The 6,895-nt window shown below is 70.4% G+C and carries 6 protein-coding genes; 4 read left to right on the forward strand and 2 right to left on the reverse strand.

Annotated elements, in window-relative coordinates; translation table 11 throughout:
- The first annotated feature begins 56 nt into the window (after positions 1-56).
- The 4 genes from ABZS51_RS28980 (at position 57) to ABZS51_RS28995 (ending at position 3,377) form a co-directional block, all read left to right on the forward strand.
- The gene (locus ABZS51_RS28980) at positions 57-1,421 is read left to right on the forward strand and encodes a hypothetical protein (RefSeq protein ID WP_355447370.1); all 1,365 of its coding nucleotides are present in this window, start codon (positions 57-59) and stop codon (positions 1,419-1,421) included.
- Positions 1,422-1,556: 135 nt separating this feature from the next.
- Positions 1,557-2,288 carry a phytanoyl-CoA dioxygenase gene (locus ABZS51_RS28985; protein WP_355447373.1) on the forward strand — a complete coding sequence of 244 codons (732 nt, stop codon included), beginning with the start codon at positions 1,557-1,559 and terminating at the stop codon, positions 2,286-2,288.
- Positions 2,285-2,839 (forward strand): GNAT family N-acetyltransferase, encoded by a 555-nt coding sequence (locus ABZS51_RS28990; protein WP_355447376.1) that lies wholly within the window; start codon positions 2,285-2,287, stop codon positions 2,837-2,839. The genes ABZS51_RS28985 and ABZS51_RS28990 overlap by 4 nt, the downstream gene beginning before the upstream one ends.
- Before the next feature lie 64 nt (positions 2,840-2,903).
- Positions 2,904-3,377, forward strand: a complete 474-nt coding sequence (locus ABZS51_RS28995; RefSeq protein WP_355447379.1) for a MerR family transcriptional regulator — start codon at positions 2,904-2,906, stop codon at positions 3,375-3,377.
- A gap of 62 nt (positions 3,378-3,439) precedes the next feature.
- On the opposite strand, the gene ABZS51_RS29000 is transcribed toward ABZS51_RS28995, so the two are convergent.
- Positions 3,440-4,627, reverse strand: a complete 1,188-nt coding sequence (locus tag ABZS51_RS29000; protein ID WP_355447381.1) for an Ig-like domain-containing protein — start codon at positions 4,625-4,627, stop codon at positions 3,440-3,442.
- A gap of 228 nt (positions 4,628-4,855) precedes the next feature.
- Positions 4,856-6,895: ATP-dependent RecD-like DNA helicase (locus tag ABZS51_RS29005; protein ID WP_355447383.1), on the reverse strand; the 2,040-nt coding region annotated here is incomplete at its 5' end.

The following is a 6,895-nucleotide window of genomic DNA, read 5'->3' on the forward strand; positions in this document are numbered from 1 at the left end:
CAGTTATGGTGGCAGCCTCAACCGGGATGATCTTTGTTCGGGAGGCTGAACCCCACGTGTCAGGCTTATCATCGAAGGCTCCGAAGACGCTGGCCGCGAGCGTCGCGGCGTTCGTGGTCGTGATCGCCGGAGCCGCAGCGGGGACGGCGGGCGCGTCCGCCGCGACCGGCGCCGACGACGACCCTGTCGTCTACTACCTCGACAGCGCCGCCGGCGACGACGGCGCCGAGGGCACCTCGGCCGACACGCCGTGGAAGACGCTGGCCGCGGCGTCGGCCGCGCCGCTGGTGCCGGGCTCGAAGCTGCTGCTGAAGAGGGGCGGGTCGTGGTCGGGGCAGCTGGCGGTCAGCGCCTCGGGCACGGCGGAGGCTCCCATCGTCGTCGACGCCTACGGCACGGGCGCCGCGCCGATCCTCATGGGTGACACCGAGGCGTGCGTGGACCTGCAGGGCAGCCACATCGAGGTCTACAACCTGCAGGTCGGCGTGAACCGTGACGAGGGCCGCTGCTCGTGGGCCGGGATCAAGGTGGGCGGCAGCGACAACGTCGTGGAGCGGAACCTCATCACCGGCGCGGCGGCGGGGGTGTACATCGAGACGGGCGCCCGCTACACGGCGGTGACCGCCAACGACTTCGTCGACAACAACCACATGAGCAAGCTGACCCCCACCGAGGAGGACCCCAACGACGACTCGGGGGCGTTCGCCATGCTGGTGCAGGGTGACGACTCCAACATCGGGTGGAACACCATCAGCGGGTCGGTGGCCTTCAGCTACGACTACGTGTTCGACGGCGCGGCGGTGGAGATCTTCATGGGCTCGCGCAACCGGGTCCACCACAACCTGGCGATCGACAACGACACCTTCACCGAGCTGGGCACCAGTCGTAAGCCTGACGGCACCTCCAACGACCCGGACGGCACGTCGGGAAACGTGTTCGAGTACAACGGCATCTACGGGTCGCGGGCCCGCTCGGGGCTGGTGACGCGGGGGCCGGTGCACGACGACGGCCGGATCGAGACCAACGGGCCGGTGTTCGGCACGGTGTTCCGCAACAACTCGATGAACCTGCCCAACGCCGACGCCGAGGGCGTGGTGTGTGACGCGGGCTGCACCAATCAGCATCTGAGGTTGTCGCAGAACATCGTGCTGGCGGGCAAGAAGAGCGCCTACGCCGATCCGGCGTTCACCGCCAGCGACCACAACGTCTTCTACGGCGGGCAGTTCCAGATGTCGGCCGGGACGGCGAACGTGCGCAAGGATCCCAAGTTCGATCCGAATCGGCCGTTGCGGCTGCTGTCCACCAGTCCGGCGATCGGGCTGGGTGTGACGGCGTTCGACGACATCGACCTGGACGGTGTGGCGGTCGGCAAGGACGGGCGGATCGAGGCCGGCTCGTACGAGTACGTGGCGGCGCGCTGACGCCGGCGGGGTGACCTGTGATGGTGTGTCCCGTCGCCTGCCCGCGGGCCGGCCGGGCGGCGGGACGTACCGGGAAGAGACGTAGCGGGAAAAATCGGGGGGAAGCCGGTGGGCGGCGCTGCTAGCGTGCGGCGCATGGATGTGATCGACGTCGAGCGGTTCGTGGCGGACGGGTTCGCCAAGGTGGAGGGCGCGGCGGCGCGTGAGGTGGGTGACGAGGCGCGGGCGTTGCTGTGGCGTCAGGTCGGGTTGTCGCCGGATGAGCCGTCGGGGTGGACGCGGCCGGTGGTGTGGGCCTCGGATATGACGGGTGAGGGGCCGTTCGGGGTGCTGGCGCGCAGTGAGCGGCTGCGGCGGGCGCTGGACGCGGTGGCCGGGCCGGGCGGGTGGGTGCCGCGTGGGAGCCTGGGCAACATCCCGGTGCGGTTCCCGGACGTGGCGCCGGCCGACGATCGTGGCTGGCACGTCGACGCCAACACCCCGGGTGCGGGCGGCGGCTGGAGGGTGAGCGGGCGGCCGCACACGCTGCTGCTGCTGGTGCTGCTGTCGGAGGTGGGTGCGGACGACGCGCCGACGCGGATCCGGGTCGGCTCGCAGCGGGACTCGGTGGCGGTGCTGGGCGAGGCGATGGACGCGATGGTGGCGGGGCCTTTGCTGGAGGAGGCGAGCCGGGGCCGGGCGGAGGCGTACGCGACGGGGGTGCCGGGTGACATGTACGTGGTGCATCCGTTCACGGTGCACGCGGCGCAGGAGCATCGGGGCCGGCGGCCGCGGTTCATGGCGCAGGCGCCGGTGATCCTGACGGAGCCCCTGTCCCCCGCCGCCGGGTCGCCGCTGGCGCGCGCGGCGTGGGGGACGTCGGCGTGAGCGAGGCGGCGGGTAGTGCGCAGGGCGGGGTGGCGGGTAGCGCGCGGAGCCGGGTGGAGGTCCGGGCGGGCGGGCCGCGGGATGTGGCGGCGGTGCTGGCGATGTTCGACAGCGCGGTGGCGTGGCTGGTGAGCCGGGGCATCACCGGGCAGTGGGGTGAGCGGCCCTTCACCGGCGACGAGCGGCGTACGGAGCAGGTGCGGCAGTGGGCGCGGGGCGGTGGGTTGCGGATCGCCGAGGTGGGCGGTGAGCCGGCCGGGTGCGTGAGCGTGGGGGCGCCGCCGCCGTACGTGCGGCCGGCGGAGGTGCCGGAGGTGTACGTGCAGGCGCTGGTGGTGGATCGGCGCTTTCCGGGGATGGGCGTGGGCGCGGCGTTGCTGGACCGGGCACTGGCCGAGGCCGGTGAGCGGGGGGTGGCGGTGCTGCGGGTGGACTGTTACGCCGGTGGGGACGGCCGGTTGGTGCGCTGGTACGAGGAGTGGGGGTTCGAGCGGGAGGCGCCGTTCACGGTCGGTGAGTGGCCGGGGATGGTGCTGCGCCGCTCCCTGTAGAGGGGGCGCGGGTGTGGGGTCGCGGGTGTCCCTGCGTCGGTCCGGCCCGTCTAGGGTGGCTGTCATGGCCACCGACGATCTGATGACCAGGGCGCTCGAGACGCTCGGGGAGGACGGCCCGTTGTCGGTCGAGGTGATCCACCGCCTCACCGATCTGGCCGATGTGCCCGAGTCGATGATGATCACCGAGGTTGCCGAGCTGCTCGACGTCTCGCCGCACACGCTGCGCTACTACGAGCGGGCGGGGCTGGTGGAGGTGGCCCGTGACGGCAACGGTCATCGGGTGTATGACGCGCGTGCGGTGCGGCGGCTGGTGTTCGTGACCCGGATGCGGTTGTCGGGTATGGCGATGCGTGATCTGCGGCGTTACGTCGCGCTGGTCGACGCCGGGGAGCAGACGGTGCCGGAGCGGCTGGAGTTGCTGGTGGAGCATCGCGACAGCATCCGCCGCCGGATTCGGGAGTTGTCTCTTTCCCTGGCGGCGACCGAGTACAAGATCGCGACGTACGGGGGTTCGGCCGGGCCGGACGTTTCCTGAGAGGTCTGGGGAGCGGGAAGGGGGGCCGGGTGCGGTGCCGGCCCCCCCTTTGTGGCGGGGTGTTACAGGGCGCTGCCCTTCTTCCACTGCGAGAACGGCATCTGCCAGAAGCCCCAGCCGTTGTTCCATTCCAGCTCGCGGTTGGTGCCGGTGATGTCGACGACGTCGCCGCGCTGCATGGTGCTGTAGAACCATCTGGCCTGGTCGGGGCGGGCGTTGACGCAGCCGTGGCTGACGTTGCGCACGCCCTGGGCCCAGACGTTGTCCTTGGCGTGGACGTACTCGCCGGAGTTGGAGATGCGGACCGCGTGGTTGATCATGACGTCGTAGTAGCCGGGGTCGCCCTTCTTGCGGCCCGGGGAGATCATGCGGACGGGGTTGCCGCGCTCCATGGTCAGGTGGACGCCGGAGGTGGTGGTGTACTCGCGGGTGGTGGCCATGCCGGCGCTGATGCGCATGGTCTGCACGCGTTTGCCGTCCTTGTAGACGTACATCATGTGCTTCTTGGTGTCGACCTTGCTGATGACCTTGGCGCCGATCTTGAGGTTGGCGGTGTAGTCCTTGACGCCGTAGGTGCCCTTGCCGGCCTTGACGCCTTCGATGTCGGCGGTGAAGGTGACCTTCTGGTGGGCGGGCCAGTAGGTGGCGGTGCGGTAGATGACGACGGTGTCGTTGATCCAGCGCCAGGCGCCCTTGACGGGCTTTTCGGCCTTGACGCGCAGGGCGCGTTCGATGGCGGCCTTCTGGGTGACGGGCTGGTTGAAGGTCACGATGATGGGGGCGCCGACGCCGAGGGTCTCGCCCTTGGCGTTGGGGGTGACGTCGGCCACCTGGAGTTCGCGTTCGGGTTTGATGGTGGTGAAGGCGCTGGTGGCGGTGGTGACGCCGGACTTGGCGCTGACGGTGTAGCCGGTGGAGGGCTTGAGGGGGCCCTTGGAGACCCAGCGGGTCTTGTCGGCGTTGTAGGTGCCGGTGATCTCGTCGTCGGACTTGCCGGCCTGGACGGTGATCTCGTCCAGGGTGCCGCCGGAGGCGGTGATGACGATCTTCTTGTCGGGGCTGACCTTCGCGCTGCCTTCGGCGGGCGATATGGTGATCGTCGGCGCCTGAGGTGTGGCGGACGTGGTGGCCTTGGACGCGCCGGCGTTGCCCGTGGCGGCGTTGCCGCTGGAGCACGAAGCCGTCAGGGCCGCCGCGGCGAGCAGCGCGATGCCCGCGGTGGGCTTCTTCCAACCAGACGCGATGTTCAAGTCTGTCCTCTCCCCCATGCAGAAAACTGCAAACTGCACCTAAAGACCTTAATGCCGATGCATGTATGACGCGGTTGCATATGGGAGAGTTCGGTCACATTTCGATCACTTGTTGCAGTCGACGGCAGGTCAGGGCAGGGTCAAGGACGGGTAAAGGAATGGCCGTAACGGCTCACCGCGCCAGCAGCATGATCGGCCCTGTGATCGGCCGCCTGATCGGCCGCGTGATCAGCCGCGGGTGAGGCGGTGGGTGAGGCCGGTGTGGCGGCGCCCGGCGCCCTTGGTACGGACGGCCTGCGCCAGGGCGCGGCGGGAGCCGACGATGACGACCAGCCGCTTGGCGCGGGTGATGGCGGTGTAGAGCAGGTTGCGCTGCAGCATCATCCAGGCGCTGGTGGCCAGCGGGATGACCACGGCGGGGTACTCGCTGCCCTGGGAGCGGTGGATGGAGACGGCGTAGGCGTGGGCGAGCTCGTCGAGCTCGTCGAAGGCGTAGGCGACGTGCTCGTCCTCGTCGGTCAGGACGGTCAGCTCGTTGTCGTCGGGGCGGATGTCGGTGACGACGCCGACGGTGCCGTTGAAGACGCCGGCGGCGCCCTTGTCGTAGTTGTTGCGCAGCTGGGTGACCTTGTCGCCGACGCGGAAGACGCGGCCGCCGTAGCGGCGTTCGGGCATGCCCTCGCGGGCGGGGGTGAGGGATTCCTGCAGGGCGAGGTTGAGGGCGCCGGCTCCGGCGGCGCCGCGGTGCATGGGGGCGAGTACCTGGATGTCGCGGCGGGGGTCGAGGCCGAATCTGCGCGGGATGCGGCGGGCGACCACGTCCACGGTGAGCTGGGCGATCTCCTCGGGCTCCTCGCACGGGAACAGGAAGAAGTCCTTCATGCCCGCCAGGACGGGGTGGTGGCCGGTGTTGACGCGGTGGGCGTTGACGACGACGCCGGACTCCTGGGCCTGGCGGAAGATCTGGGTGAGCCGGACGCGGGGGATGTCGTCGGCGGCCAGCAGGTCTTTGAGGACCTCGCCGGCGCCGACGGAGGGCAGCTGGTCGACGTCGCCGACGAACAGCAGGTGGGCGCCGGGGGCGACGGCCTTGACGAGCTTGTTGGCCAGCAGCAGGTCCAGCATGGAGGCCTCGTCGACGACGACGAGGTCGGCGTCGAGGGGGTTGTCGCGGTCGAAGGTGGCCTCGCCGCCGGGCCGCAGCTGCAGCAGGCGGTGGACGGTGGTGGCCTCGTGGCCGGTCAGCTCGGCCAGGCGTTTGGCGGCGCGGCCGGTGGGGGCGGCCAGGATGACGCGGGCGCGTCTGGCGCGGGCCAGGGTGACGATGGAGCGGACGGTGAAGCTCTTGCCGCAGCCGGGCCCGCCGGTCAGGACGGCGACCTTGCTGGTCAGGGCCAGGCGGACGGCCTGGCGCTGCTCGGGGGCGAGCTCGGCGCCGGTCTGGGCGTGCAGCCAGGTCTCGGCGCGTTCCCAGTCGACGTCGGCGAACGCCTTGAGCCGGTCGTGGCCGCCGCGCAGCAGCGACAGCAGGCCGCCGGCCAGGGACAGCTCGGCGCGGTGGAAGGGCGGCAGGTAGACGGCGGGCACCACGTTGTCGCCGGCGGGGACGTCCTCGCGCACGACGCCTTCGGCGGCGATGAGCTCCTCCAGGCAGGTGGTGACCAGGTCGGCGGGCACGTCGAGGATCTTGACGGCGTCGCCGACGAGGTTGGGGGCGGGCAGGTAGCAGTGGCCGTCGTCGGCGGCCTGGGACAGGGTGTAGCGCAGGCCGGCCTTGACGCGTTCGGGGCTGTCGTGCGGGATGCCGACGGCCTGGGCGATGGTGTCGGCGGTCTTGAAGCCGATGCCCCACACGTCGTCGGCGAGCTGGTAGGGGTGGGTGCGGACGACGGTGATGGACTGCTCGCCGTACTGCTTGAAGATGCGTACGGCGATGGAGGTGGACACGCCGACGCCCTGCAGGAAGATCATCACCTCTTTGATGATCTTCTGTTCGGCCCAGGCGGCGGCGATCATCTTCGTCCGTTTGGGGCCGAGGCCGGGGACTTCGACCAGGCGTTCGGGGCTGGTCTCGATGACGTCGAGGGTGTCGGTGCCGAAGTGGTCGACGATCCGTTCGGCCATCTTGGGGCCGATGCCCTTGATGAGGCCGGAGCCGAGGTAGCGGCGGATGCCCTGCACGGTGGCGGGCAGCACGGTGGTGTAGGACCACACCTCGAACTGGCGGCCGTAGCGGGGGTGGGAGGTCCAGCGTCCGCTCAGCCGCAG

Source organism: Nonomuraea sp. NPDC005501 (genome assembly GCF_040605905.1).
Taxonomy (GTDB): domain Bacteria; phylum Actinomycetota; class Actinomycetes; order Streptosporangiales; family Streptosporangiaceae; genus Nonomuraea.

Excerpts from the sequence above, each read along its gene's own strand:
- ABZS51_RS28985 (WP_355447373.1), top strand. The coding sequence starts at position 1,557 with ATGGATGTGATCGACGTCGAGCGGTTCGTGGCGGACGGGTTCGCCAAG.
- ABZS51_RS28995 (WP_355447379.1), top strand. The coding sequence starts at position 2,904 with ATGGCCACCGACGATCTGATGACCAGGGCGCTCGAGACGCTCGGGGAG.